This window comes from Serratia sp. BNK-17 (assembly GCF_048684935.1).
Lineage (GTDB): Bacteria > Pseudomonadota > Gammaproteobacteria > Enterobacterales > Enterobacteriaceae > Serratia > Serratia nematodiphila.
Map to the genome: position 1 here is coordinate 1348859 of NZ_JBLQTR010000001.1, position 26481 is coordinate 1375339.

15 protein-coding genes, 5 tRNA genes, 3 rRNA genes and 1 other RNA gene are annotated in these 26481 nt (G+C 53.8%); 2 read left to right on the forward strand and 22 right to left on the reverse strand.

Annotated elements, in window-relative coordinates; genetic code table 11:
- Positions 1–156: 156 nt before the first annotated feature.
- The 14 genes from rpoC to ACMGF7_RS06565 form a co-directional block, all read right to left on the reverse strand.
- Positions 157–4380 (reverse strand): DNA-directed RNA polymerase subunit beta', encoded by a 4224-nt coding sequence (rpoC, locus tag ACMGF7_RS06500; protein ID WP_004929899.1) that lies wholly within the window; start codon positions 4378–4380, stop codon positions 157–159.
- A 118-nt stretch (positions 4381–4498) separates the two neighbouring features.
- Positions 4499–8527 carry a DNA-directed RNA polymerase subunit beta gene (rpoB, locus tag ACMGF7_RS06505; protein ID WP_004929900.1) on the reverse strand — a complete coding sequence of 1343 codons (4029 nt, stop codon included), beginning with the start codon at positions 8525–8527 and terminating at the stop codon, positions 4499–4501.
- Between the two features lie 332 nt (positions 8528–8859).
- Positions 8860–9225, reverse strand: a complete 366-nt coding sequence (gene rplL, locus ACMGF7_RS06510; RefSeq protein WP_004929903.1) for a 50S ribosomal protein L7/L12 — start codon at positions 9223–9225, stop codon at positions 8860–8862.
- Positions 9226–9288: 63 nt separating this feature from the next.
- A complete protein-coding gene (gene rplJ, locus ACMGF7_RS06515; protein ID WP_004929905.1) occupies positions 9289–9786 on the reverse strand; it encodes a 50S ribosomal protein L10 in 498 nt (165 codons plus the stop codon).
- Between the two features lie 337 nt (positions 9787–10123).
- A complete protein-coding gene (gene rplA, locus ACMGF7_RS06520) occupies positions 10124–10828 on the reverse strand; it encodes a 50S ribosomal protein L1 (protein ID WP_004929908.1) in 705 nt (234 codons plus the stop codon).
- A gap of 3 nt (positions 10829–10831) precedes the next feature.
- The gene (gene rplK / locus ACMGF7_RS06525; RefSeq protein ID WP_004929911.1) at positions 10832–11260 is read right to left on the reverse strand and encodes a 50S ribosomal protein L11; all 429 of its coding nucleotides are present in this window, start codon (positions 11258–11260) and stop codon (positions 10832–10834) included.
- Positions 11261–11425: 165 nt separating this feature from the next.
- On the reverse strand, positions 11426–11971 hold the full coding sequence (gene nusG, locus ACMGF7_RS06530) for a transcription termination/antitermination protein NusG (RefSeq protein WP_004929914.1): 546 nt from the start codon (positions 11969–11971) through the stop codon (positions 11426–11428).
- A 1-nt stretch (position 11972) separates the two neighbouring features.
- Positions 11973–12356 (reverse strand): preprotein translocase subunit SecE, encoded by a 384-nt coding sequence (gene secE, locus ACMGF7_RS06535; RefSeq protein ID WP_004929916.1) that lies wholly within the window; start codon positions 12354–12356, stop codon positions 11973–11975.
- 260 nt (positions 12357–12616) lie between these two features.
- Positions 12617–13801 carry an elongation factor Tu gene (gene tuf, locus ACMGF7_RS06540; protein WP_015376315.1) on the reverse strand — a complete coding sequence of 395 codons (1185 nt, stop codon included), beginning with the start codon at positions 13799–13801 and terminating at the stop codon, positions 12617–12619.
- A gap of 109 nt (positions 13802–13910) precedes the next feature.
- Positions 13911–13986 (reverse strand) — tRNA-Thr (locus ACMGF7_RS06545).
- 6 nt (positions 13987–13992) lie between these two features.
- Positions 13993–14067 (reverse strand) — tRNA-Gly (locus ACMGF7_RS06550).
- A 36-nt stretch (positions 14068–14103) separates the two neighbouring features.
- Positions 14104–14219, reverse strand: a non-coding RNA gene (locus ACMGF7_RS06555) — RtT sRNA.
- 46 nt (positions 14220–14265) lie between these two features.
- Positions 14266–14350, reverse strand: a tRNA-Tyr gene (locus tag ACMGF7_RS06560).
- A 25-nt stretch (positions 14351–14375) separates the two neighbouring features.
- Positions 14376–14451 (reverse strand) — tRNA-Thr (locus ACMGF7_RS06565).
- Positions 14452–14847: 396 nt separating this feature from the next.
- Between ACMGF7_RS06565 and ACMGF7_RS06570 the strand changes: the two genes are divergently transcribed.
- Both ACMGF7_RS06570 and coaA read left to right on the forward strand, forming a co-directional pair.
- Positions 14848–15396, forward strand: a complete 549-nt coding sequence (locus ACMGF7_RS06570) for a GNAT family N-acetyltransferase (protein WP_004929422.1) — start codon at positions 14848–14850, stop codon at positions 15394–15396.
- 219 nt (positions 15397–15615) lie between these two features.
- Positions 15616–16566 (forward strand): type I pantothenate kinase, encoded by a 951-nt coding sequence (gene coaA, locus ACMGF7_RS06575; RefSeq protein ID WP_025304936.1) that lies wholly within the window; start codon positions 15616–15618, stop codon positions 16564–16566.
- Positions 16567–16614: 48 nt separating this feature from the next.
- On the opposite strand, the gene birA is transcribed toward coaA, so the two are convergent.
- The 8 genes from birA to trkH form a co-directional block, all read right to left on the reverse strand.
- Positions 16615–17577 carry a bifunctional biotin--[acetyl-CoA-carboxylase] ligase/biotin operon repressor BirA gene (gene birA / locus ACMGF7_RS06580; protein WP_004929427.1) on the reverse strand — a complete coding sequence of 321 codons (963 nt, stop codon included), beginning with the start codon at positions 17575–17577 and terminating at the stop codon, positions 16615–16617.
- The gene (gene murB / locus ACMGF7_RS06585; protein WP_021505410.1) at positions 17574–18611 is read right to left on the reverse strand and encodes a UDP-N-acetylmuramate dehydrogenase; all 1038 of its coding nucleotides are present in this window, start codon (positions 18609–18611) and stop codon (positions 17574–17576) included. Before murB ends, birA begins: the two co-directional genes overlap by 4 nt.
- 378 nt (positions 18612–18989) lie before the next feature.
- Positions 18990–19105 (reverse strand): 5S ribosomal RNA (gene rrf, locus ACMGF7_RS06590).
- Positions 19106–19203: 98 nt separating this feature from the next.
- A 23S ribosomal RNA gene (locus tag ACMGF7_RS06595) occupies positions 19204–22110 on the reverse strand.
- Between the two features lie 239 nt (positions 22111–22349).
- Positions 22350–22425 (reverse strand) — tRNA-Glu (locus ACMGF7_RS06600).
- 87 nt (positions 22426–22512) lie between these two features.
- Positions 22513–24054 (reverse strand): 16S ribosomal RNA (locus ACMGF7_RS06605).
- The 16S, 23S and 5S rRNA genes sit together here with 1 tRNA gene alongside, the layout of an rRNA operon.
- Positions 24055–24445: 391 nt before the next feature.
- Positions 24446–24979, reverse strand: a complete 534-nt coding sequence (gene hemG, locus ACMGF7_RS06610; protein ID WP_031300082.1) for a menaquinone-dependent protoporphyrinogen IX dehydrogenase — start codon at positions 24977–24979, stop codon at positions 24446–24448.
- Positions 24980–25000: 21 nt separating this feature from the next.
- Positions 25001–26452, reverse strand: a complete 1452-nt coding sequence (gene trkH / locus ACMGF7_RS06615) for a Trk system potassium transporter TrkH (RefSeq protein WP_004934492.1) — start codon at positions 26450–26452, stop codon at positions 25001–25003.
- Positions 26453–26481: the final 29 nt, after the last annotated feature.

The window sequence follows — 26481 nt, forward strand, 5'->3', positions numbered from 1 at the left end:
TCCTTGGTTGTCTGGTAAAAGCGCCGGTCAATTTCTGCTGTAACCATAGTAGCAAAGTTTGCTCTGCCCCGGCATGAGGCGAAAAAAAACCGCCCCCGAGGGAGCGGTTTATCTGGCAATGGGCCCGGCATGCCGGGCCCGCGGCGCGGATGACGATTACTCGTCGTCGCTGCCGCCCAGGCCTGCGTTGAGCAGCTCGGCCAGGTTAGCCGTCGCTTCTTCCGCACTGACTTGTGGAACAACCGGCGCTTCACCCTGAGCACGGCGACGCATGCGATCCTGATGATAAGCGTAACCGGTACCGGCTGGGATCAGACGACCCACGATGACGTTCTCTTTCAGGCCACGCAGTTCGTCGCGCTTGCCGGCTACGGCAGCTTCGGTCAGAACGCGCGTCGTTTCCTGGAACGATGCGGCGGAGATGAAGGACTCGGTCGCCAAGGATGCCTTGGTGATACCCAGCAGATCGCGCGAGAAGGTTGCCGCGATTTTACCTTCAGCTTCCAGCTGACGGTTGGCAATCTTGACGCGAGACACTTCAGCCTGCTCGCCTTCCAGGAACTCGGAGCCACCAGCGCTAACGATGGTGCCTTTACGCAGCATCTGACGAACGATAACTTCGATGTGCTTATCGTTAATCTTAACGCCTTGCAGACGGTAAACTTCCTGCACTTCGTTGGTGATGTAGCGGGTAACCGCATGCACGCCACGCAGACGCAGAATGTCGTGCGGAGACTCTGGGCCGTCGGAAACGACGTCGCCACGTTCCACCACTTCGCCTTCGAACACGTTGAGCTGACGCCATTTCGGAATCATCTCTTCGTAAGCGTCGCTGCCGTCCAGCGGAGAGATCACCAGGCGACGTTTGCCTTTGGTCTCTTTACCGAACGAGATAATCCCGCTGATTTCAGCCAAGATTGCCGGCTCTTTCGGACGACGTGCTTCGAACAGGTCGGCAACGCGCGGCAGACCACCGGTAATATCCTTGGTACCGCCGGATTCCTGAGGAATACGCGCCAGGGTATCACCCGCACCGATCTGAATGCCGTCTTCCAGCTGAACGATCGCTTTGCCCGGCAGGAAGTATTGAGCAGGCATATCAGTACCTGGGATCAATACGTCTTCGCCCTGAGCGTCAACGATTTTCAGTGCCGGACGCAGGTCTTTACCGCTACCGGTACGCTCTGCGCTGTCCAGAACAACCAGAGAAGACAAACCGGTCAGTTCGTCGGTCTGACGAGTAATCGTCTGGCCGTCGACCATGTCGGCGAAGCGAATGAAGCCGCTGACTTCACTGATGACCGGCATGGTGTGCGGATCCCAGTTAGCAACGGTTTCGCCGCCGTTAACTTCTTCACCGTCGCCTTTGCCCATCACGGCGCCGTAAGGCACCTTGTAGCTTTCTTTGGTACGGCCGAATTCGTCGATCAGTTTCAGTTCGGTGTTACGCGAGGTGATCACCAGCTTGCCTGCGGCGTTCATAACGAACTTCGCGTTGCTCAGCTTGATGCTACCCTTGTTTTTCACCTGAATGCTGGATTCAGCAGCCGCACGAGATGCCGCACCACCGATGTGGAACGTACGCATCGTCAGCTGTGTACCCGGCTCACCGATGGACTGTGCCGCGATAACGCCGATGGCTTCGCCTTTGTTGATGATGTGGCCACGTGCCAGGTCGCGACCATAGCAGTTAGCACACACACCGAAGTCGGTTTCACAGCTCACCACGGAACGGACTTTAACGCTGTCGACAGAGTTCTCTTCCAACAGGTCACACGCCTTCTCGTTCAGCAGGGTGTTGCGTGGCACCAGAATGTCCGCCGTTCCCGGCTTGAGGACGTCTTCTGCCGTCACACGGCCCAGAACGCGTTCACGCAGCGGCTCTTTCACGTCGCCACCTTCGATAACCGGGGTCATCAGGATGCCGTCGTGGGTGCCACAGTCGTCTTCGGTCACCACCAGGTCCTGCGCCACGTCAACCAGACGACGGGTCAGATAACCGGAGTTCGCGGTTTTCAGTGCGGTATCCGCCAGACCTTTACGAGCACCGTGGGTGGAGATGAAGTACTGGAGTACGTTCAGACCTTCACGGAAGTTCGCGGTGATTGGCGTTTCGATGATGGAGCCGTCCGGCTTCGCCATCAGACCACGCATACCGGCCAGCTGACGAATCTGAGCGGCGGAACCACGCGCACCGGAGTCGGCCATCATAAAGATGCTGTTGAAGGAAACTTGCTGTTCCACTTCGCCGTCACGGTTAACCACGTCTTCTACCGACAGGTTTTCCATCATCGCTTTCGCAACGCGTTCGTTCGCTGCAGCCCAGATATCGATCACTTTGTTGTAGCGTTCGCCGGCGGTAACCAGACCAGACTGGAACTGCTCCTGGATCTCGGCAACTTCGGTTTCCGCTTCTTCGATGATCTCCGCTTTCTTGGCCGGGATAACCATGTCGTCGATACCTACGGAAGCGCCGGAACGGGCTGCGTAAGCAAAACCGGTGTACATGATCTGGTCAGCAAAGATTACGGTCGGCTTCAGGCCCAGGATGCGGTAACAGGTGTTCAGCATCTTGGAGATCGCTTTCTTGCCCAAAGGCTGGTTAACGATCGCGTACGGCAGACCTTTCGGTACGATCATCCACAGGATGGCGCGGCCGATGGTGGTGTCGATGATGCTGGTCTGAGAGGTCCACTCGCCTTCGGCGTTCTTGACGTCTTCGGTGATACGCACTTTAACGCGCGCATGCAGAGACGCCAGGCCGGCGCGGTAAACGCGCTCAGCTTCTTTGGAACCGTTCAGCACCATGCCTTCGCCCTTGGCGTTAACACAGTCGCGGGTCATGTAGTACAGACCCAGTACAACGTCCTGAGAAGGAACGATGATTGGCTCGCCGTTCGCTGGGGACAGGATGTTGTTGGTAGACATCATCAGCGCACGCGCTTCCAGCTGGGCTTCCAGCGTCAGCGGTACGTGAACGGCCATCTGGTCACCATCGAAGTCGGCGTTATAGGCCGCACAAACCAGCGGGTGCAGCTGGATCGCCTTACCTTCGATCAGAACCGGTTCAAACGCCTGGATCCCCAAACGGTGCAGGGTTGGTGCACGGTTCAGCAGTACCGGGTGTTCGCGGATCACTTCGTCCAGGATATCCCAAACGACGGCTTCTTCACGCTCAACCATTTTCTTGGCGGCTTTGATGGTGGTGGCCAGGCCACGCAGCTCCAACTTGCCGTAGATGAACGGTTTGAACAGCTCCAGCGCCATCTTTTTAGGCAGACCGCACTGATGCAGACGCAGGTATGGACCTACGGTGATTACGGAACGGCCGGAGTAGTCAACGCGTTTACCGAGCAGGTTCTGACGGAAACGACCCTGCTTACCTTTGATCATGTCGGCCAAAGATTTCAGAGGACGTTTGTTGGAACCGGTGATCGCACGACCGCGACGGCCGTTATCCAGCAGGGCGTCTACCGCTTCTTGCAGCATACGCTTCTCGTTGCGCACGATGATGTCAGGCGCAGCCAGATCCAGCAGGCGTTTCAGACGGTTGTTACGGTTGATCACGCGGCGATACAGATCGTTCAGATCCGAGGTCGCGAAACGGCCGCCATCCAGCGGAACCAGTGGGCGCAGATCCGGCGGCAGTACCGGCAGCACGGTCAGGATCATCCACTCCGGCTTGTTACCGGACTGTACGAACGCTTCCAGCAGCTTGATACGCTTGGTCAGCTTCTTGCGCTTGGTTTCGGAGTTGGTTTCGTTCAGCTCTTCACGCAGCTGCTCGCACTCGGCTTCCAGATCCATGTTTTTCAACAGGGCCTGAATGGCTTCCGCACCCATCTTGGCGTCGAATTCGTCACCGAACTCTTCCAGCGCGTCCAGATACTGCTCTTCAGTCAGGATCTGACGGCGCTCGAGGTTGGTCATACCGCCTTCGACCACCACATAGGATTCGAAGTACAGTACGCGTTCGATGTCACGCAGCGGCATATCCAGCAGCAAACCGATGCGGGATGGCAGCGATTTCAGGAACCAGATGTGCGCAGTCGGGGAAGCCAGCTCGATGTGGCCCATGCGCTCACGGCGCACTTTGGTCTGGGTCACTTCAACGCCGCACTTCTCACAGATCACGCCGCGGTGTTTCAAGCGCTTGTACTTACCGCACAGGCACTCGTAATCTTTTACCGGCCCGAAGATACGGGCGCAGAAAAGGCCGTCACGTTCAGGTTTGAACGTACGGTAGTTAATGGTTTCCGGCTTCTTAACTTCACCGAACGACCACGAACGGATCATGTCTGGCGAGGCCAGAGCAATCTTGATCGCATCAAACTCTTCGGTCTTAGTTTGCGCTTTCAGAAACTTCAATAAGTCTTTCACGGATTGGCTCCTGTCGGAGTTAAACCTGTTGGGTACCCACAACCGCAGTAGGTACCCGTGTGACCTGAACAACCACCCTCAGGCTCCCTTAGGCGGGGAGCCTGAGCCGGAATGACGATTACTCGTCTTCCAGTTCGATGTTGATGCCGAGCGAGCGGATTTCTTTCAACAGTACGTTGAAGGATTCCGGCATGCCTGGCTCCATCCGGTGATCGCCATCCACGATGTTTTTGTACATCTTGGTACGGCCGTTAACGTCATCCGACTTAACGGTGAGCATTTCCTGCAGGGTATAAGCCGCGCCGTATGCTTCCAGTGCCCACACTTCCATCTCACCGAAGCGTTGACCACCGAACTGCGCCTTACCACCCAGAGGTTGCTGAGTAACCAAGCTGTAAGAACCGGTTGAACGGGCGTGCATTTTATCGTCAACCAAGTGGTTCAGTTTCAGCATGTACATATAGCCGACAGTAACCTGGCGCTCGAATTGCTCACCGGTACGGCCATCGAACAGCGTGATCTGACCTGAGGTCGGGATTCCGCCCATTTCCAGCAGCTTCTTGATTTCAGTCTCTTTCGCACCGTCAAACACCGGCGTTGCGATCGGCATACCTTTTTTCAGGTTCTCTGCCAGACGCAGCACTTCGTCGTCGCTGAAGGTGTTCAGGTCAACTTTCTGGCAAACGTCGTCGCCCAGATCGTAGGCCTTCTGGATGAACTCACGCAGCTTGGCCACTTCCTGCTGCTGCTTCAGCATCTGGTTGATCTTCTCACCGATGCCTTTCGCAGCCATACCCAGGTGGGTTTCCAGGATCTGACCGATGTTCATACGTGATGGTACGCCCAGCGGGTTCAGTACGATGTCTACCGGCGTGCCGTTTTCATCGTAAGGCATATCTTCGATCGGGTTGATCTTGGAGATAACACCCTTGTTACCGTGGCGGCCTGCCATCTTGTCACCCGGTTGGATCTGACGTTTAACGGCCAGATAAACCTTGACGATTTTCAGCACGCCCGGCGCCAGATCGTCGCCCTGAGTGATCTTACGACGCTTGGCTTCCAGCTTCTTCTCGAAGTCGGATTTCAGTTCGTCGTACTGCTCAGCCAGCTGCTCCAGCTGGTTTTGCTTCTCTTCGTCGGTCAGGCCCAGTTCCAGCCAGCGATCGCGAGGCAACTTGCTCAGCTTGTCGGCTTCGATGCCACCGGCAACCAGCACCGCGTGGATACGCGCAAACAGGCCGGCTTCCAGGATCTGCAGTTCTTCAGTCAGGTCTTTCTTCGCCTGCTTCAGCTGCATCTCTTCGATTTCCAACGCGCGCTTGTCTTTTTCCACGCCATCGCGGGTGAAGACCTGCACGTCGATAACCGTACCGGAAACGCCGTTCGGCACACGCAGAGAAGAGTCTTTAACGTCAGACGCCTTCTCACCGAAGATCGCACGCAGCAGTTTCTCTTCCGGCGTCAGCTGGGTTTCGCCTTTAGGCGTTACCTTACCGACCAGAATGTCGCCACCGGTCACTTCAGCACCGATATACACGATACCGGATTCATCCAGCTTGGAGAGCGCAGCTTCACCCACGTTAGGGATGTCGGCGGTGATCTCTTCAGGCCCCAGCTTGGTGTCGCGAGACACGCACGCCAGTTCCTGGATGTGGATGGTGGTGAAGCGATCTTCCTGCACCACGCGCTCGGAGACCAAGATGGAGTCTTCGAAGTTGTAGCCGTTCCAAGGCATGAACGCTACGCGCATGTTCTGGCCCAGCGCCAGTTCGCCCAGGTCTGTCGATGGGCCATCCGCCAGCACGTCGCCGCGCTCGATTGGCTCACCCAGATTCACACACGGCATCTGGTTGATGCAGGTGTTCTGGTTAGAACGGGTGTACTTGGTCAGGTTGTAAATATCGATACCTGCTTCGCCCGGGTACATCTCGTCTTCGTTAACTTTGATAACGATACGGGAAGCATCCACGTACTGGATCACACCGCCGCGTTTGGCAACGGCGGTTACGCCGGAGTCAACCGCTACAGCGCGTTCCATACCGGTACCGACCAGCGGCTTGTCAGCGCGCAGGGTTGGTACGGCCTGACGTTGCATGTTCGCACCCATCAATGCACGGTTGGCGTCATCGTGTTCCAGGAATGGAATCAGTGAGGCACCAACGGAAACAACCTGTTGGGTGGATACGTCCATGTAGTCAACCTGGTCGCGGCTGAACAGGCTTGATTCGCCTTTGCTGCGGCAGGTGACCAGGTCTTCTACGAAGCGGCCTTCTTCATCCAGGTTGGAGTTCGCCTGGGCGATAACGAAGTTGCCTTCTTCAATAGCAGACAGGTAGTTGATCTCATCGGTCACCACGCCGTCACGCACGCGGCGGTACGGGGTTTCCAGGAAGCCATACTCGTTAGTCTGTGCGTACACGGACAGGGAGTTGATCAGACCGATGTTTGGACCTTCCGGCGTTTCGATTGGGCACACGCGGCCGTAGTGGGTCGGGTGTACGTCTCGAACTTCAAAGCCGGCGCGCTCACGGGTCAGACCGCCCGGGCCCAGTGCAGAGATACGACGCTTGTGCGTGATCTCGGACAGCGGGTTGTTCTGGTCCATGAACTGGGACAGCTGGCTGGAGCCGAAGAACTCTTTCACCGCCGCCGAAATCGGTTTGGCGTTGATCATGTCCTGAGGCATCAGGGTATCCAGATCGCCCAGAGACAGACGCTCTTTCACCGCACGCTCAACACGCACCAGACCTACGCGGAACTGGTTCTCGGCCATTTCGCCGACGGAGCGGATACGACGGTTGCCCAAGTGGTCGATATCGTCCACTTCGCCCTTGCCGTTACGGATATCGATGAGCTTCTTCATCACTTCGATGATGTCGTCTTTGCTCAGGATGCCCGAACCTTCGATCTCGTCGCGCAGCAGAGAACGGTTGAACTTCATACGGCCAACCGCGGACAGATCGTAGCGGTCTTCGGAGAAGAACAGGTTCTCGAACAGGCTTTCGGCAGCTTCGCGCGTTGGCGGCTCACCAGGACGCATCATGCGGTAGATTTCTACCAGCGAGCTCAGACGATCGTTGGTCGGATCGACACGCAGCGTTTCAGAGATATACGCGCCGTGATCCAGATCGTTGGTGAACAGCGTTTCGATGCGCTTGTGGCCGGACTGGCTCAGCTTGGCCAACAGATCCAGCGACAGCTCCATGTTGGCTGCGCAGATCAGTTCGCCGGTATTGGTATCGATATAGTCTTTCGCGACCACTTTGCCCGCGATGTACTCTACCGGTACTTCAATGCTCTGAATGTCGTCTTTTTCCAGCTGACGGATATGACGGGCGGTGATACGACGGCCTTTCTCTACGTAGATCTTGCCGTTGGCTTCGATATCGAACGAAGCGGTCTCACCACGCAGGCGCTCAGGCACCAGCTCCATCTGCAGCTTGTTGTCGCGGATTTCGAAGACGATCTTGTCAAAGAACAGGTCGAGGATCTGTTCAGTGGTGTAGTTCAGCGCGCGCAGAATGATGGTCGCAGGCAGTTTGCGGCGACGGTCAATACGCACGAACAGGTTGTCTTTCGGATCGAACTCGAAGTCCAACCATGAACCGCGGTAAGGGATGATGCGTGCGTTGTACAGCACTTTACCCGAGGAGTGGGTTTTACCCTTATCGCTGTCGAAGAATACGCCAGGACTACGGTGCAACTGAGATACGATAACCCTCTCAGTACCGTTGATCACAAAGGTGCCGTTTTCGGTCATGAGCGGAATTTCGCCCATGTAGACTTCTTGTTCCTTGATGTCTTTGACCGTACCTTCAGGCGCTTCGCGCTCATAGATAACCAGGCGCAGTTTTACGCGCAGCGGTGCAGAGAACGTCACACCACGGATCTGGCACTCTTTGACGTCGAAGACCGGCTCACCAAGACGGTAGCTAACGTATTGCAGCTCCGAATTGCCACTGTAGCTCTGGATAGGGAAAACAGAACGGAATGCGGCTTCAAGGCCGTACTGCCCTTCTGGATCTTGCTCGATAAACTTCTGGAACGAGTCAAGCTGGATAGAAAGGAGATATGGTATGTCCAGCACTTGTGGACGTTTACCAAAATCCTTACGAATACGTTTTTTCTCGGTATAGGAGTAAACCATAGGGTTCCTCAGCTCGCTGATCAGTGACCCAATCTGTCCGTCCGATTAGGGACAGTTCATGCAACACCGTTTTGTCGACCGGAAAGCGGGAACACTTTCCGCAATGTCTCTTGCTATCACGCTTAAACCATTTCATCGCGCCTTCCCCCAGAACTCCTGGTAGTGCAAAGACCGCGGTATATTAAGTCGTCAATAGAAACAAACATTGGGAGGCGAAACCAGCAGCCAAACAGTGTGAAACGCTACTGGCGCCCTACAGCGCAAAAAGGCTGGTGACTAAAAAGTCACCAGCCATCAGCCTAAAAGACTAGGCTGCAACCGGAAAGGTTGGCTTATTTAACTTCAACTTCTGCGCCAGCTTCTTCCAGAGATTTTTTCAGAGCTTCTGCGTCATCTTTGCTCACGCCTTCTTTCAGAGCGGCTGGAGCAGATTCAACCAGGTCTTTAGCTTCTTTCAGACCCAGGCCGGTAGCGCCACGTACTGCTTTGATAACAGCAACTTTGTTAGCGCCTGCAGCTTTCAGGATAACGTCGAATTCAGTTTTCTCTTCAGCAGCTTCAGCTGGGCCAGCAGCTACAGCTACAGCAGCAGCAGCAGAAACGCCGAATTTTTCTTCCATAGCGGAAACCAGTTCAACAACGTCCATTACGGACATAGCGGCAACTGCTTCCAGGATTTGGTCTTTAGTGATAGACATAACAATTGTTCCTAAAATTCAGAAATAGTTTAAATACGTTAGCAAAGGCTAAGAAAGAGGGGCTTACGCCGCTTCTTTCTGATCGCGTACTGCAGCCAGAGTGCGAACCAGTTTGCCGGCAGCGGCTTCTTTCATGGTTGCCATCAGGCGTGCGATCGCTTCTTCGTAAGTTGGCAGCGTCGCCAGGCGGTCGATTTGCGCCGCTGGGATCAGCTCACCTTCAAAGGCCGCAGCTTTAACCTCGAATTTTGCATTCGCTTTCGCGAACTCTTTGAACAGACGAGCAGCAGCGCCCGGGTGTTCGTGAGAGAATGCAATCAAGGTTGGACCGACAAACGTGTCTTTCAGGCATTCGAATGGAGTGCCTTCAACTACGCGACGCATCAGGGTGTTGCGAACAACACGCATGTAAACGCCAGCTTCACGACCTGCTTTACGCAGTTCAGTCATTTTATCTACGGTAACGCCGCGGGAATCCGCAACAACCGCAGACAGCGCGCCTTTGGCTACTTCGCTGACTTCAGCAACAATCGCTTGTTTGTCTTGAAGATTTAATGCCATTAGCTTTTTGCTCCTGGATTAGCCGGGGAAAATCCCCGGAACTCACTTCACTCGGCGCTTTGTAAAACGCCACGCCGAGCGGCTTAACACGGTGAGCAGAATCCAGCAAAGACATTCTTTTATAAAAAAGAAAAATTTTCTTAGGCTCTGTCACCGTCTACGCAGGAAGGATTAAGTATCTCGCGATACACCTGCGGTCTTGGACGGAGGCCTGGATAGGCCAGGCTCCAACCGAAAAATCTTTGTTTTGCCTACGGCATAGCCAATAGCAAAACCTTGGGGCATAAGATTCTAGACAAATCTCAGCCCCAAGTCAAAGCGATAATCGCAAGTGCGATTAGTTCGCTGCGGCAGACAGACCGCTCTGATCGATAGCAACGCCAGCACCCATGGTGGTGGAGAGGCTAACTTTCTTGATGTACATGCCTTTCGCCTGAGAAGGTTTTGCTTTTTTCAGCGCAACCAGCAGGGCTTCCAGGTTTTCTTTCAGTTTGTCTGCGTCGAAATCAACCTTACCGATGGTGGTATGGATGATGCCGTTTTTGTCGTTACGGTAGCGAACCTGACCTGCTTTAGCGTTTTTCACAGCTTCAGCAACGTTCGGAGTAACGGTACCCACTTTCGGGTTTGGCATCAGGCCACGTGGACCCAGGATCTGGCCCAGTTGACCAACAACGCGCATTGCATCCGGGGAAGCAATAACAACGTCGAAGTTCATTTCGCCTTTCTTGATCTGCTCAGCCAGATCGTCCATACCTACCAGCTCTGCGCCTGCAGCTTTCGCAGCTTCAGCGTTAGCGCCTTGGGTAAATACGGCAACGCGAACGGAACGACCGGTGCCGTGTGGCAGAACGGTAGCGCCACGAACGTTTTGGTCAGATTTACGAGCGTCGATGCCGAGGTTAACGGCAACGTCAACGCTTTCTACGAATTTAGCGGTGGCCAGCTCTTTCAGCAGAGCAACAGCTTCAGTGATGTCATACTGTTTAGTAGCATCAACTTTGTCACGGATCACGCGCATGCGCTTGGTCAGCTTAGCCATCTCTTAATCCTCCACTACCAGGCCCATGGAACGAGCGGTACCTTCGATGGAGCGAGTCATCGCTTCAACGTCAGAACCAGTCATGTCCGCAGCTTTGGTTTCTGCGATTTCACGTACCTGAGCACGGGTCACTTTACCTACTTTGTCTTTGTTCGGCTTACCGGAACCAGACTTGATACCAGCCGCTTTTTTCAGCAGAACTGCTGCTGGCGGGGTTTTGGTAACGAAAGTGAAGGAGCGATCAGAATAAACGGTGATAACAACCGGAATCGGCAGACCTTTTTCAATGCTGTCAGTCTTAGCATTGAACGCCTTACAGAATTCCATGATGTTAACGCCCTGCTGACCCAGAGCTGGACCCACTGGTGGGCTCGGGTTAGCCATACCAGCTGCAACTTGCAGCTTAACGTAGGCTTGTACTTTCTTAGCCATTTAAATTTCCTCGGTTTGGGTAGTATCGCCTCGTGAGAGGCTCCCCGTGTTTAACCTCGCCGGACAAACATCAGGCAAGGCATCTAAAAACAAAAGGCGCGAAATTGTAGTTCAATTTCGCGCCTTTGACAAGCGGCAACAGGCCGCTTACTGCTGATTATTCGATCAGCCTTTTTCAACCTGGCTGAAGTCCAGTTCCACCGGCGTTGCACGGCCGAAGATGGAAACGGAAACTTTCAGGCGGCTCTTCTCGTAATCGACTTCTTCGACCACGCCGTTGAAATCGGCAAACGGGCCGTCGTTGACGCGCACCAGCTCGCCCGGCTCGAACAGCGTTTTCGGACGCGGCTTGTCACCGACCTGCTGCAGGCGGTTCATGATCGCATCAACTTCTTTATCGCTGATCGGCGCTGGACGGTCAGACGTACCGCCGATGAACCCCATGACGCGCGGTACGCTGCGCACCAGGTGCCAGCTGGCGTCATTCATCACCATCTGCACCAGCACATAGCCAGGGAAGAACTTACGCTCGCTCTTGCGACGCTGGCCGCCACGGATTTCAACCACTTCTTCCGTAGGCACCATCACTTCGCCGAACAGCTCTTCCATATCGTGCAGTTTGATGTGTTCACGCAGCGATTGCGCTACGCGACCTTCAAAACCGGAAAACGCCTGAACGACGTACCAACGTTTTTTTGGAGCTTCAGACATTTTAGAACCTCAGGCCAGTAATAAACGACACCAGACGGACCAGAATACCATCCAGTCCCCACAGAATCAGTGACATCACGGCGGTTACCGCGGCAACGATCAACGTGGTGTGTAGCGTTTCCTGACGAGTTGGCCAAATCACTTTACGTACTTCGGTACGCGCTTCACGGGCAAACGCAACGGTGGCTTTGCCTTTGGTGGTCATCAGAGCCACTGCACCTGCAACGGCGATGATCAGCACAACTGCCAGCGCGCGCAATGGCAGGCTTAAATCACGGTAGTAATAGTTACCGACAATAGCCACAACCAACAGAACGGCGACGATCAGCCACTTTGCCGCTTCCAGGCCGCGTCCGCTCCCTTGAGCCTCGGTATTCGCACTCATAAACCAACCTGTCACAATGATGATTCATAACAAACAACTTTGCCTCGCATTGCGAGGCAAACCAAACCGATCGGATAGCGCATTAGCGATATCCCGGTGTTTTACGCCATGACGTATTTCAGTCAATACGGTTTAAGAGCCCATCTCACCAATGATTATGACTGCAAAATCGCTGATGAGATAGGTTCTAGTTCACAGCGTAGAAAAAGGGCATCAAATGATGCCCTTTTACCGCGTGTCGCGTCAAACTTTATCAGCGATTAAGCGATAACTTTAGCAACAACACCAGCGCCTACAGTACGGCCGCCTTCACGGATTGCGAAACGCAGACCGTCGTCCATCGCGATTGGGTGAATCAGGGTTACAACCATGTTCACGTTGTCGCCTGGCATTACCATCTCTACGCCTTCTGGCAGTTCGATGGTACCGGTCACGTCAGTAGTACGGAAGTAGAACTGTGGACGGTAGCCTTTGAAGAATGGCGTGTGACGACCACCTTCATCTTTGCTCAGGATGTACACTTCAGATTCGAACTGGGTGTGTGGCTTGATAGAGCCTGGCTTAGCCAGTACCTGACCACGTTCGATTTCTTCACGTTTGATACCACGCAGCAGAACACCTACGTTCTCACCAGCACGGCCTTCGTCCAGCAGTTTGCGGAACATTTCAACGCCAGTACAGGTAGACTTAACGGTGTCTTTGATACCAACGATTTCAACTTCTTCGCCAACTTTGATGATACCGCGCTCAACACGACCGGTAACAACGGTACCACGACCGGAGATGGAGAATACGTCTTCGATTGGCAGCAGGAACGGCTTGTCGATAGCACGCTCTGGCTCTGGGATGTAGCTGTCCAGGGCTTCGGCCAGTTCGATGATTTTCGCTTCCCACTCAGCTTCGCCTTCCAGCGCTTTCAGCGCGGAACCGCGGATTACTGGCAGGTCGTCGCCTGGGAAGTCGTAAGCGGACAGCAGTTCGCGAACTTCCATTTCTACCAGTTCCAGCAGCTCTTCATCATCAACCATGTCGCATTTGTTCATGAATACGATGATGAAAGGAACGCCAACCTGACGGCCCAGCAGGATGTGCTCACGAGTCTGAGGCATTGGGCCGTCAGTCGCAGCTACTACCAGGATCGCGCCGTCCATCTGAGCAGCACCGGTGATCATGTTTTTCACGTAGTCGGCGTGCCCTGGGCAGTCAACGTGCGCGTAGTGACGAGTCGGGGTGTCATACTCAACGTGGGAGGTGTTGATGGTGATACCACGAGCTTTTTCTTCTGGCGCGTTATCGATCTGGTCGAAAGCACGTGCAGAACCGCCGTAGGTTTTAGCCAGTACGGTAGTGATCGCTGCAGTCAGGGTAGTTTTACCGTGGTCAACGTGGCCGATAGTACCGACGTTAACGTGCGGTTTTGTACGTTCAAACTTTTCTTTAGACATCGATTGTCCCTCTAAGACACGGATAAATCGGTGGTATCACCACATCAACCAAGCATTTGCTCGTTGAATCCAGAACAGAAAGAAAATCAGGGGGCGAGAAATTAAGAAGTGGTGCTGATAGGCAGATTCGAACTGCCGACCTCACCCTTACCAAGGGTGCGCTCTACCAACTGAGCTATATCAGCACATCTTGGAGCGGGCAGTGGGAATCGAACCCACATCATCAGCTTGGAAGGCTGAGGTAATAGCCATTATACGATGCCCGCATCCTGGAACTCGGCTACCTGATTTTTCTGTAGAATTTTGGGATGGAGCAGGATTGTTCATCACTCGGCTCGCATCCTTCGGGCCGGCTGCGCCTTGCGCTGCACAGCTCGAACCTTGCCGAAGGCTTTCGCCCTCTCCTCCCGCCATCAACCGTTGCGGTATTTATCGCATCTCAGTTAATCGCCGAAGGCAAGATTTGGTGGTGGGGGAAGGATTCGAACCTTCGAAGTCTGTGACGGCAGATTTACAGTCTGCTCCCTTTGGCCGCTCGGGAACCCCACCAGATTTTAACTACTTGTGACTTGAATGGTGCCGGCTACCGGAATCGAACTGGTGACCTACTGATTACAAGTCAGTTGCTCTACCTACTGAGCTAAGCCGGCATCAAGTGCAGCGCATTCTAGGTAGAGCGGGCGACCTATGCAACAAAAAAATTGCTTTACGCGCACTTTCGCTCATAAATCAGTCAATTTTGCATACTGTCATGCAATTTGCAGCCTGCGGCGTGCAAACATTCATCACTCGCGGCAATCATTCTCTACAATTTTATCCACTTTTTGCAAGCCTTGAGCGCCGCTTTCTCCGTGTCGGGCTTCTCAAAACACTTAACCCGCGATGGTAAACTGTGAGCGGGATCGATGCACCAAAAAGGGGATACCTGCCCCGGACTGCAGCGTGGGCTACACTGATCCCTCGCCCTTTTGCCGTTGCTATGCCTTTCGCCGCTGTGGCTCAGTTATTGCTTCTCTTCATTACCCCCATCCCAGGAGGAATGACCGATGAAAATAGTGCCTATCAACGCCGCTACATTGCCGATTTACCGCGATGAATTGGCCCGCCTGTTGACCGATGCCGTCACGCACGGCGCTTCTGTCGGTTACGACACCTTAATTCCTCACGAAGACGCCGAGAGCTACTTCCACAGTCTGCGACCGGCCCTGGCCAAAGGTGAGCTGCTGCTGTGGATTGCCCGTGACGATCGCGGCGTCGTTGGCACCGTGCAACTCGAGCTTTGCCAGAAGCCGAACGGCCGTAATCGTGCGGAGGTGGTGAAGCTGTTGGTGCATAGCCGTGCTCGCCGCAACGGTGTAGGTCAGGCTCTGATGAAGACGCTGGAGTACGCGGCACTGCAGCAACAACGCGGGCTATTGTATCTGGATACGCAGGCAGGTTCGGCGGCAGAAGCGCTTTATCGCAGCCTGGGTTATCGCTGTTTGGGTGAGCTGCCGGATTATGCAGCGGGTCCCGATGGGCATTACCATCCGACCGTCATTTATTACAAACGTCTGTTCACCGTAAATCAGCCTTCGCGCGCCATCGCCAGTTAGTCTTCAGGCGGTATCCGGCTCTGATGATACCGCCTTGCAACCCCGCTTTATCAACTGCGCGCCGCTTCGCACAATTGACATAAACTGCTGCCTATCGACAACTTTTGCGAAAAAAGTCTACGCCAAAAACGAAGCTGTCTATAATATGCAGCTTGTTTATTCTCTGGAGTTGGCGTCCGGCGCCTTTCCCAACCTGCGTTAACAGGCAGAATTTGGCTTATGATAAAAAGAGATCAATCTTTAGCAACGCCTTACCTACAGTTCGATCGTACCCAATGGGCTGCGTTGCGAGATTCGGTGCCGCTGACGTTGTCGGAAGAAGAGATCGTTAAACTGAAAGGGATTAACGAAGATCTCTCGTTGGAAGAAGTTGCGCAGATTTATCTGCCGCTGTCACGGCTGTTGAACTTCTATATCAGTTCCAACCTGCGTAGGCAGGCGGTGCTCGAGCAATTCCTCGGCACCGACGGGCAAAAGATTCCCTATGTCATCGGCATCGCCGGCAGCGTAGCCGTAGGTAAGAGCACAACCGCACGTCTGTTGCAGGCGTTGTTGAGCCGTTGGCCAGAACACCGCAGCGTTGAGTTGATCACGACCGACGGCTTCTTGCACCCTAATAAGGTGCTGAACGAACGCGGCCTGATGAAGAAAAAAGGCTTCCCGCAGTCTTACGATATGCATAGCCTGGTGAAATTCGTGTCGGAAGTGAAATCCGGCGCCAAACGCGTCACCGCCCCGGTTTATTCCCATTTGATCTATGACGTTGTGCCCGAAGGTAATAAAGTCATCGAGCAACCGGATATTCTGATCCTGGAAGGGCTTAACGTGTTGCAAAGCGGTATGGATTATCCTCACGATCCGCATCGCGTATTCGTTTCCGACTTTGTCGACTTCTCTATATATGTCGATGCGCCGGAGACGCTATTGCAAAGCTGGTATATCAATCGTTTTCTGAAATTCCGTCAGGGCGCATTTTCCAATCCCGATTCTTATTTCCATAATTATTCAAAATTGCCGGAACCGGAGGCGATTAATATCGCCACGCAATTATGGAATGAAATTAACGGATTGAATTTGCAGCAGAATATACTGCCCACCCGTGAACGCGCCAGCCTGATAATGACCAAAAGCGCTAACCACGCCGTTGAAAGCGTGCGTTTAAGAAAGTAAGCCTACCGATCGATTCAGGGGACGTTACTGTCCCCTTGTCTTTTCTCACTATTCCGCGCTGCGCAGCGATATCTCGCCACCGATGAAGGGCTTGATCTCCCCGTCCTGTTCCAGCAGCAGTGCGCCCTGTGAATCGATTCCTCGGGCGATACCCACAATCTGCCGCTCGCCAATCAGCAGCTTGACCGGCCTGTCGATAAAGTTATCCAGGGTACGCCAGCGACCGATAAAGGGCGCGAGTCCGTCTATCTCAAACTGTTTCAATGACTGACGCAGTTCATTAAGCAAGGTTGCAGCCAGTTCATTGCGATCGATCTGAATTCCCGCTTCCTGTAGGTTAATCCATCCCTGAGTAATGGCGCTGGCATTGGTATCACGCATCGCCAGGTTGATGCCGGCGCCGATGACCAGTTGAGCCGCATCGCCGGTTTTTCCCGTCAGTTCGACCAGGATCCCCGCCAATTTACGATCGTTCAGATAAAGATCGTTAGGCCACTTCACGCGCACATCAGCCGCACCGAGACGCTGCAAGACCTCCGCCATCACCATCCCGATCACCAGGCTAAGCCCCATAGCCGCTGCCGGCCCCTGCTCCAGTCGCCAGAACATCGACAGATATAAATTAGCGCCGAATGGCGAGATCCACTGCCGCCCGCGACGCCCTCGTCCAGCCTGTTGGTATTCAGCGACGCAGGCATCACCAGAGTGCAATTCGTCGATGCGGTCCAGCAAGTATTGGTTGGTGGAATCGACCACCGGCAACACGCTTACACGCTTGTCTTCCAGCAGGCTGAGGATTCGCTTGGCTTCCAACAGCTGGATGGCGCCAGGCAGGCTATAGCCTTTTCCGGGCACGGTAAAGACATCCAGTCCCCATTCGCGAATGGTCTGAATATGCTTATTGATCGCCGCGCGACTCATGCCCAGTGACTCACCGAGGTGTTCACCGGAATGGAATTCGCCGTCAGCCAGCAGCGCGATCAGTTTTAACGGAACCTTGGTATCTTTCATGACAGCACCGCCACGGCATTCAGTTCACCGGTCGCGCCAATAAAACGCACCTCAGGTTCCAGCCACACGCCGAATTTATCAGCCACCGTCTTGCGTACGTGGCGCGCCAACGCCACCACATCCTGACTGTGGGCGTTGGCTATGTTCACCAGCACCAGCGCTTGTTGGCGGTGTACCGCAGCGCCACCGATACGATATCCTTTCAGTTCGCATTGATCGATAAGCCATCCGGCGGCCAGCTTCACCTGGCCATCCTGCTGTGGATAATGCGGCATAGCGGGATATTGAGCGATGAGTTCTGCGGCTTTCTCTGCGTTCACCAGCGGATTCTTGAAGAAGCTGCCGGCATTGCCGGTTTCACGCGGATCGGGCAGCTTGCTGCGGCGCATGGCGCATACGGATTCAAATACCTGAAGCGGCGTCACCGTGGCAGGATCCAGCTTGGCCAGATCGCCGTAGCTCAATTTGGGTTGCCACTGTTTGTTGAGACGCAGACCCAGCCCGACAATGACATGTCCGGTCTGGAAACGGTGTTTGAAAATACTTTCCCGGTAGCCAAAACCACACTCGGCAGCCGGAATACGATCGATAGCGCCGGTAGAGAAGTCCAGCAGATCGACATACTCGCAGACGTCTTTCAATTCGACGCCGTAGGCGCCGATGTTCTGGATAGGGGCGGAACCGGCCAATCCAGGAATCAACGCCAGGTTTTCCAGACCGCAGATCCCGGCCTGTAGCGTATATTGCACCAGGTCATGCCAATTTTCACCGGAGCTGACGTGGAGATACCAGGCATCGTTATCTTCCCGAACATCAATACCCTTCAACTGATTGACCATTACTGTGCCAGAAAAATCCTCCAGGAACAGCACGTTGCTACCTTCACCGAGAATCAGCAACGGCTCCTGACGCTTGCGCGTTTGTTGCCACACCTTGAGCATCAGCTCAATTCTATCGGCCATGATCAGGTGCGCTGCGTTGACCGGGAGCGCAAACGTATTGTGGTTTTTTAAAGACGCGCTTTCAGTAGACATAACGTTCAGTACCTATACGGAAATAATCTTCCGCCTAGTCTACTCGATTCGAGGCGTCTGGCTAATATTTGTTTTAATTAACGTGAAATTTATCGACTAATACACTGAAGAATTAAGATTTATCTTTGATATAACCGGATAATTCTCATCAGTCTGTTCATAGATAGATATTTTTATTATTTAAATAATAATCTGGAACTATCAATTATATATTTAGCTGGCTATTTCCCTAGCAAAGAAACATTATGCTTCCTTATAAGGATAAGCTACATATGCCCAAAAAGGCATTTTTCAAAGTAATAGATACTGTCAGGATATTTATTTTACGCACAGCAAAAAGCCCTGAACGTCAGTTCAGGGCTTTCGGCTTTATTTGATGCCTGGCAGTGTCCTACTCTCGCATGGGGAGACCCCACACTACCATCGGCGCTACGGCGTTTCACTTCTGAGTTCGGCATGGGGTCAGGTGGGACCACCGCGCTATTGCCGCCAGGCAAATTCGTTTCATTCCAACCGCTTCACTCTCGTGTCGCCATCAGAACCAATCTCGGAACTTCGCTGAAAATCTCTCTAAAAACACCTTCGGTGTTGTAAGGTTAAGCCTCACGGATCATTAGTACTGGTTAGCTCAATGCATCGCTGCACTTACACACCCAGCCTATCAACGTCTTAGTCTTAAACGTTCCTTCAGGGGCCTTGAAGGCCCAGGGAAGACTCATCTTGAGGCAAGTTTCGCGCTTAGATGCTTTCAGCGCTTATCTTTTCCGCACTTAGCTACCGGGCAATGCCATTGGCATGACAACCCGAACACCAGTGGTGCGTTCACTCCGGTCCTCTCGTACTAGGAGCAACCCCTCTCAATCTTCCAACGCCCACGGCAGATAGGGACCGAACTGTCTCACGACGTTCTAAACCCAGCTCGCGTACCACTTTAAATGGCGAACAGCCATACCCTTGGGACCTACTTCAGCCCCAGGATGTGATGAGCCGACATCGAGGTGCCAAACACCGCCGTCGATATGAACTCTTGGGCGGTATCAGCCTGTTATCCCCGGAGTACCTTTTATCCGTTGAGCGATGGCCCTTCCATTCAGAACCACCGGATCACTAAGACCTACTTTCGTACCTGCTCGAGCCGTCACTCTCGCAGTCAAGCTAGCTTATGCCTTTGCACTAACCTCACGATGTCCGACCGTGATTAGCTAACCTTCGTGCTCCTCCGTTACTCTTTGGGAGGAGACCGCCCCAGTCAAACTACCCACCAGACACTGTCCTCACCCCGGATTACGGGGCCGAGTTAGAACATCAAACATTAAAGGGTGGTATTTCAAGGATGGCTCCACGCAGACTGGCGTCCACGCTTCAAAGCCTCCCACCTATCCTACACATCAAGGCTCAATGTTCAGTGTCAAGCTATAGTAAAGGTTCACGGGGTCTTTCCGTCTTGCCGCGGGTACACTGCATCTTCACAGCGAGTTCAATTTCACTGAGTCTCGGGTGGAGACAGCCTGGCCATCATTACGCCATTCGTGCAGGTCGGAACTTACCCGACAAGGAATTTCGCTACCTTAGGACCGTTATAGTTACGGCCGCCGTTTACTGGGGCTTCGATCAAGAGCTTCGCCTTGCGGCTGACCCCATCAATTAACCTTCCAGCACCGGGCAGGCGTCACACCGTATACGTCCACTTTCGTGTTTGCACAGTGCTGTGTTTTTATTAAACAGTTGCAGCCAGCTGGTATCTTCGACTGGCTTCAGCTCCATCCGCAAGGGACTTCACCTACATGCCAGCGTGCCTTCTCCCGAAGTTACGGCACCATTTTGCCTAGTTCCTTCACCCGAGTTCTCTCAAGCGCCTTGGTATTCTCTACCTGACCACCTGTGTCGGTTTGGGGTACGATTTAATGTTACCTGGAGCTTAGAGGATTTTCCTGGAAGCAGGGCATCAACTACTTCTGCACCGTAGTGCATCGTCATCACGCCTCAGGGTTGATATGCAACCGGATTTACCAGGTCACACCCCCTACACGCTTAAACCGGGACAACCGTCGCCCGGCCAGCCTAGCCTTCTCCGTCCCCCCTTCGCAGTAACACCAAGTACAGGAATATTAACCTGTTTCCCATCGACTACGCTTTTCAGCCTCGCCTTAGGGGTCGACTCACCCTGCCCCGATTAACGTTGGACAGGAACCCTTGGTCTTCCGGCGAGCGGGCTTTTCACCCGCTTTATCGTTACTTATGTCAGCATTCGCACTTCTGATACCTCCAGCAACCCTCACAGGCCACCTTCAACGGCTTACAGAACGCTCCCCTACCCAACAACGCTAAGCGTCGCTGCCGCAGCTTCGGTGCATGGTTTAGCCCCGTTACATCTTCCGCGCAGGCCGACTCGACCAGTGAGCTATTACGCTTTCTTTAAATGATGGCTGCTTCTAAGCCAACATCCTGGCTGTCTATGCCTTCCCACATCGTTTCCCACTTAACCATGACTTTGGGACCTTAGCTGGCGGTCTGGGTTGTTTCCCTCTTCACGACGGACGTTAGCACCCGCCGTGTGTCTCCCGTGATAACATTCTTCGGTATTCGGAGTTTGCATCGGTTTGGTAAGCCGGGATGGCCCCCTAGCCGAAACAGTGCTCTACCCCCGAAGATGAGTTCACGAGGCGCTACCTAAATAGCTTTCGGGGAGAACCAGCTATCTCCCGGTTTGATTGGCCTTTCACCCCCAGCCACAAGTCATCCGCTAATTTTTCAACATTAGTCGGTTCGGTCCTCCAGTTAGTGTTACCCAACCTTCAACCTGCCCATGGCTAGATCACCGGGTTTCGGGTCTATACCTTGCAACTAATCGCCCAGTTAAGACTCGGTTTCCCTACGGCTCCCCTATACGGTTAACCTTGCTACAAAATATAAGTCGCTGACCCATTATACAAAAGGTACGCAGTCACACCACGAAGGTGCTCCCACTGCTTGTACGTACACGGTTTCAGGTTCTATTTCACTCCCCTCGCCGGGGTTCTTTTCGCCTTTCCCTCACGGTACTGGTTCACTATCGGTCAGTCAGGAGTATTTAGCCTTGGAGGATGGTCCCCCCATATTCAGACAGGATGTCACGTGTCCCGCCCTACTCATCGAACTCACGACCTGTGCATTTTAGTGTACGGGGCTATCACCCTTTACTGCGCGACTTTCCAGACGCTTCCACTAACACACAAGCCGATTCAGGTTCTGGGCTCCTCCCCGTTCGCTCGCCGCTACTGGGGGAATCTCGGTTGATTTCTTTTCCTCGGGGTACTTAGATGTTTCAGTTCCCCCGGTTCGCCTCATGCCACTATGTATTCATGACATGATAGTGTGTCGAAACACACTGGGTTTCCCCATTCGGGTATCGCCGGTTATAACGGTTCATATCACCTTACCGACGCTTTTCGCAGATTAGCACGCCCTTCATCGCCTCTGACTGCCTAGGCATCCACCGTGTACGCTTAGTCACTTAACCTCACAACCCGAAGATGTTTCCATCGTTCGCGCTGCAAACATTTGAGAGACTCTATGACAGGTTACTCTTTATCCCAGTACTTCTACGGAGGGATAAATTTCAGCCGTCATGTTTCAATTTTCAGCTTGTTCCAGATTGTTAAAGAGCAATATCTTAAACATGACTCGGAAGTCATCTTTAAGATATGGTGTATCGTCAGATACTGAAGACCGCCGCTTTCACCGGGTGGGTCGGAAGCTTGGCGTCCCCTAGGGGATTCGAACCCCTGTTACCGCCGTGAAAGGGCGGTGTCCTAGGCCTCTAGACGAAGGGGACACGACACCGTACTTTTATGACGCTTTTGCTCGTTACTTTCTATCAGACAATCTGTGTGAGCACGCCACTCGAAGCAATATCTTTAGGTAAGGAGGTGATCCAACCGCAGGTTCCCCTACGGTTACCTTGTTACGACTTCACCCCAGTCATGAATCACAAAGTGGTAAGCGCCCTCCCGAAGGTTAAGCTACCTACTTCTTTTGCAACCCACTCCCATGGTGTGACGGGCGGTGTGTACAAGGCCCGGGAACGTATTCACCGTAGCATTCTGATCTACGATTACTAGCGATTCCGACTTCATGGAGTCGAGTTGCAGACTCCAATCCGGACTACGACGTACTTTATGAGGTCCGCTTGCTCTCGCGAGGTCGCTTCTCTTTGTATACGCCATTGTAGCACGTGTGTAGCCCTACTCGTAAGGGCCATGATGACTTGACGTCATCCCCACCTTCCTCCAGTTTATCACTGGCAGTCTCCTTTGAGTTCCCGGCCGAACCGCTGGCAACAAAGGATAAGGGTTGCGCTCGTTGCGGGACTTAACCCAACATTTCACAACACGAGCTGACGACAGCCATGCAGCACCTGTCTCAGAGTTCCCGAAGGCACCAATCCATCTCTGGAAAGTTCTCTGGATGTCAAGAGTAGGTAAGGTTCTTCGCGTTGCATCGAATTAAACCACATGCTCCACCGCTTGTGCGGGCCCCCGTCAATTCATTTGAGTTTTAACCTTGCGGCCGTACTCCCCAGGCGGTCGATTTAACGCGTTAGCTCCGGAAGCCACGCCTCAAGGGCACAACCTCCAAATCGACATCGTTTACAGCGTGGACTACCAGGGTATCTAATCCTGTTTGCTCCCCACGCTTTCGCACCTGAGCGTCAGTCTTCGTCCAGGGGGCCGCCTTCGCCACCGGTATTCCTCCAGATCTCTACGCATTTCACCGCTACACCTGGAATTCTACCCCCCTCTACGAGACTCTAGCTTGCCAGTTTCAAATGCAGTTCCCAGGTTGAGCCCGGGGATTTCACATCTGACTTAACAAACCGCCTGCGTGCGCTTTACGCCCAGTAATTCCGATTAACGCTTGCACCCTCCGTATTACCGCGGCTGCTGGCACGGAGTTAGCCGGTGCTTCTTCTGCGAGTAACGTCAATTGATGAACGTATTAAGTTCACCACCTTCCTCCTCGCTGAAAGTGCTTTACAACCCGAAGGCCTTCTTCACACACGCGGCATGGCTGCATCAGGCTTGCGCCCATTGTGCAATATTCCCCACTGCTGCCTCCCGTAGGAGTCTGGACCGTGTCTCAGTTCCAGTGTGGCTGGTCATCCTCTCAGACCAGCTAGGGATCGTCGCCTAGGTGAGCCATTACCCCACCTACTAGCTAATCCCATCTGGGCACATCTGATGGCAAGAGGCCCGAAGGTCCCCCTCTTTGGTCTTGCGACATTATGCGGTATTAGCTACCGTTTCCAGTAGTTATCCCCCTCCATCAGGCAGTTTCCCAGACATTACTCACCCGTCCGCCGCTCGTCACCCGGGGAGCAAGCTCCCCTGTGCTACCGCTCGACTTGCATGTGTTAAGCCTGCCGCCAGCGTTCAATCTGAGCCATGATCAAACTCTTCAATTAAAAGCTTGATTTGCTTCCACTCGAGAAGCGATGCTCAAAGATTTACTGCATGAATTTTACTTCAGTTAGTCACTCTTCAAGACTTGATATTTTTTTGCATCCGAAGATGCTGGATATCGTCTTGTGGAGTGCCCACACAGATTGTCTGATAAATTGTTAAAGAGCAGTGCCGAGAAACTCATCGGCGCGGGCTGCGTATACTACGCTTTTCGCCCGGAGAGTCAAGCGTTTATTTCGCTTTCTTCTCGCTGACCCGGCGGCTTGTCAGTCGTTGTTCCCGGTCAGTGGAGGCGCATTATAGGGAGTTCTCGGCAGGCCGCAACCCCTAATTGCAAAAAACTTTTCAAGCGCGGATTTTTTCGGCAAAACGCTGGCCAAACCCGCGTTTTTGTCACTTTTCGTACTGGATCTGGCTAAATTCCTGGGCGAAACGATCGACCTGCTGCCAATCTGTGTACTCCACTTCCTTACTGGTATCCGTTTCACCGCCCGTCATACGCATAATAAATTGAATCATGATGCGGTCGAACCAGCGATAGCGCGGATACCGCAATGCGCCGGCAAACACCGCACACTGTTTTGGCTGCCACGGCGAGGCCAGCAGGAACTTGCGGGTATAAGCGTTGGTTTGCGGCGAGCGCTTTTCCGGTTTACGAGCGGTCAGGTTCACGGCGAAGAAGGCGCTCGGCATCCTATTCAGCTGTTCGGCATGGCGCTTAACGAATTTATCCAGTACCGGATTAAAGTGCCCGTAACGGATAGAAGCACCGATCATCACCTGCTGGTACTGACTAAGGTCGACCTGTTCCGCCTGCAGCAGATCAATCACCTCACAACGCAGCGTGTCCTGCAACTTGCTTGCTATATAAGAAGCGATAGCACGTGTTTGCCCGTCACGGCTCAAATAAAGTATCAATGCCTTCATGGCGTACTCCTTATATCAGGCTCACTCACGCCAAAAAGTTGGCGTGAACAGCACCAGCAATGTAAACACTTCCAGGCGCCCGAACAGCATCGTCACCACCAGGATCCACTTGGCCGCCGCCGGCATCGTGGTGAAGTTATCTGCCACCACGCCCAGGCCGGGGCCAAGGTTATTGAGTGTTGCCGTCACTGCGGCGAACGCGGAAAAATCGTCAACGCCGGTGGCAATGATCGCCAGCATGCTGACGATAAACACCAGCGCATAGGCGGAGAAGAATCCCCACACCGCTTCCAGAATACGTTCCGGCAGTGCGCGATTGCCCAATTTGATGGTATAGACCGCGTTGGGGTGCACCAGCCTTTTCAACTCTCGCGAGCCCTGCAGGTACAGAAGCAGAATACGGATCACCTTCAGGCCGCCTCCGGTCGAGCCAGCGCAGCCGCCGATGAACGCCGAGCACAGCAACAACATCGGCAGGAACAGCGGCCACTTGGCGATGCTGTCGGTCGTAAAACCGGCCGTGGTCGCCATCGATACCACCTGGAAGAACGCCTGATTGAGCGTTTCCATACCGCTCTTATAGACGCCATGTCCCCAGAGCACCAACGTGCATACCACCACCAGCGTCAACTGAACGAAGATGAACATGCGGAATTCAGGATCGCGCCCGTACACCTTCAGACTACGGCCGCTTAGCAAAGCGAAGTGCAGGCCGTAGTTACAGCCGGAAATCAGCAGGAACACGGCGATGATGGTGTTGATAGTCGGACTGGCGTAATAACCGATACTGGCGTCGTGGGTAGAAAACCCGCCAATGGCGATGGTCGAGAAACTGTGGCCGATGGCGTCGAACACCGACATCCCGGCCCCCCAGAGCGCCAGCGCACAGGCGACGGTCAGCAACACATAGATTAGCCACAGGGTTTTGGCGGTTTCGGCGATGCGTGGACGCATCTTGTTATCTTTCAGCGGCCCGGGCATTTCCGCTCGATACAGCTGCATGCCGCCGACGCCAAGTATCGGCAGTATCGCCACCGCCAACACGATGATCCCCATCCCGCCCATCCATTGCAGCATTTGGCGATAGAACAGGATGGCCTTCGGCAACGAGTCCAGCCCCACCAGCGTCGTTGCGCCAGTAGTCGTCAATCCCGAGAAGGATTCAAAGAAGGCGTCGGTCAGCGACAAGTTGGGCCGTTCCGAAAACAGGAACGGCAATGCCCCCACGCTGCCCAGCACGGTCCAGAACAGCACGACAATCAGGAAGCCTTCACGCGGCTTCAGCTCGTGTTTCTGTTTGCGGTTCGGCCACCACAGCATCAGACCGATGGTCAGCGCCACGAAGAAGGTTTGGCTGAACGCGCGCCCCGCCCCATCGCGGTAAATCAATGCCACCAGGCCGGGAATAAACATCGTCCCGGAGAACAGGATGACCAGCAGACCAACGATACGGGTTATGGCGCGAAAATGCATTTCAGCACGATCCTTAGCAATTCAATTGG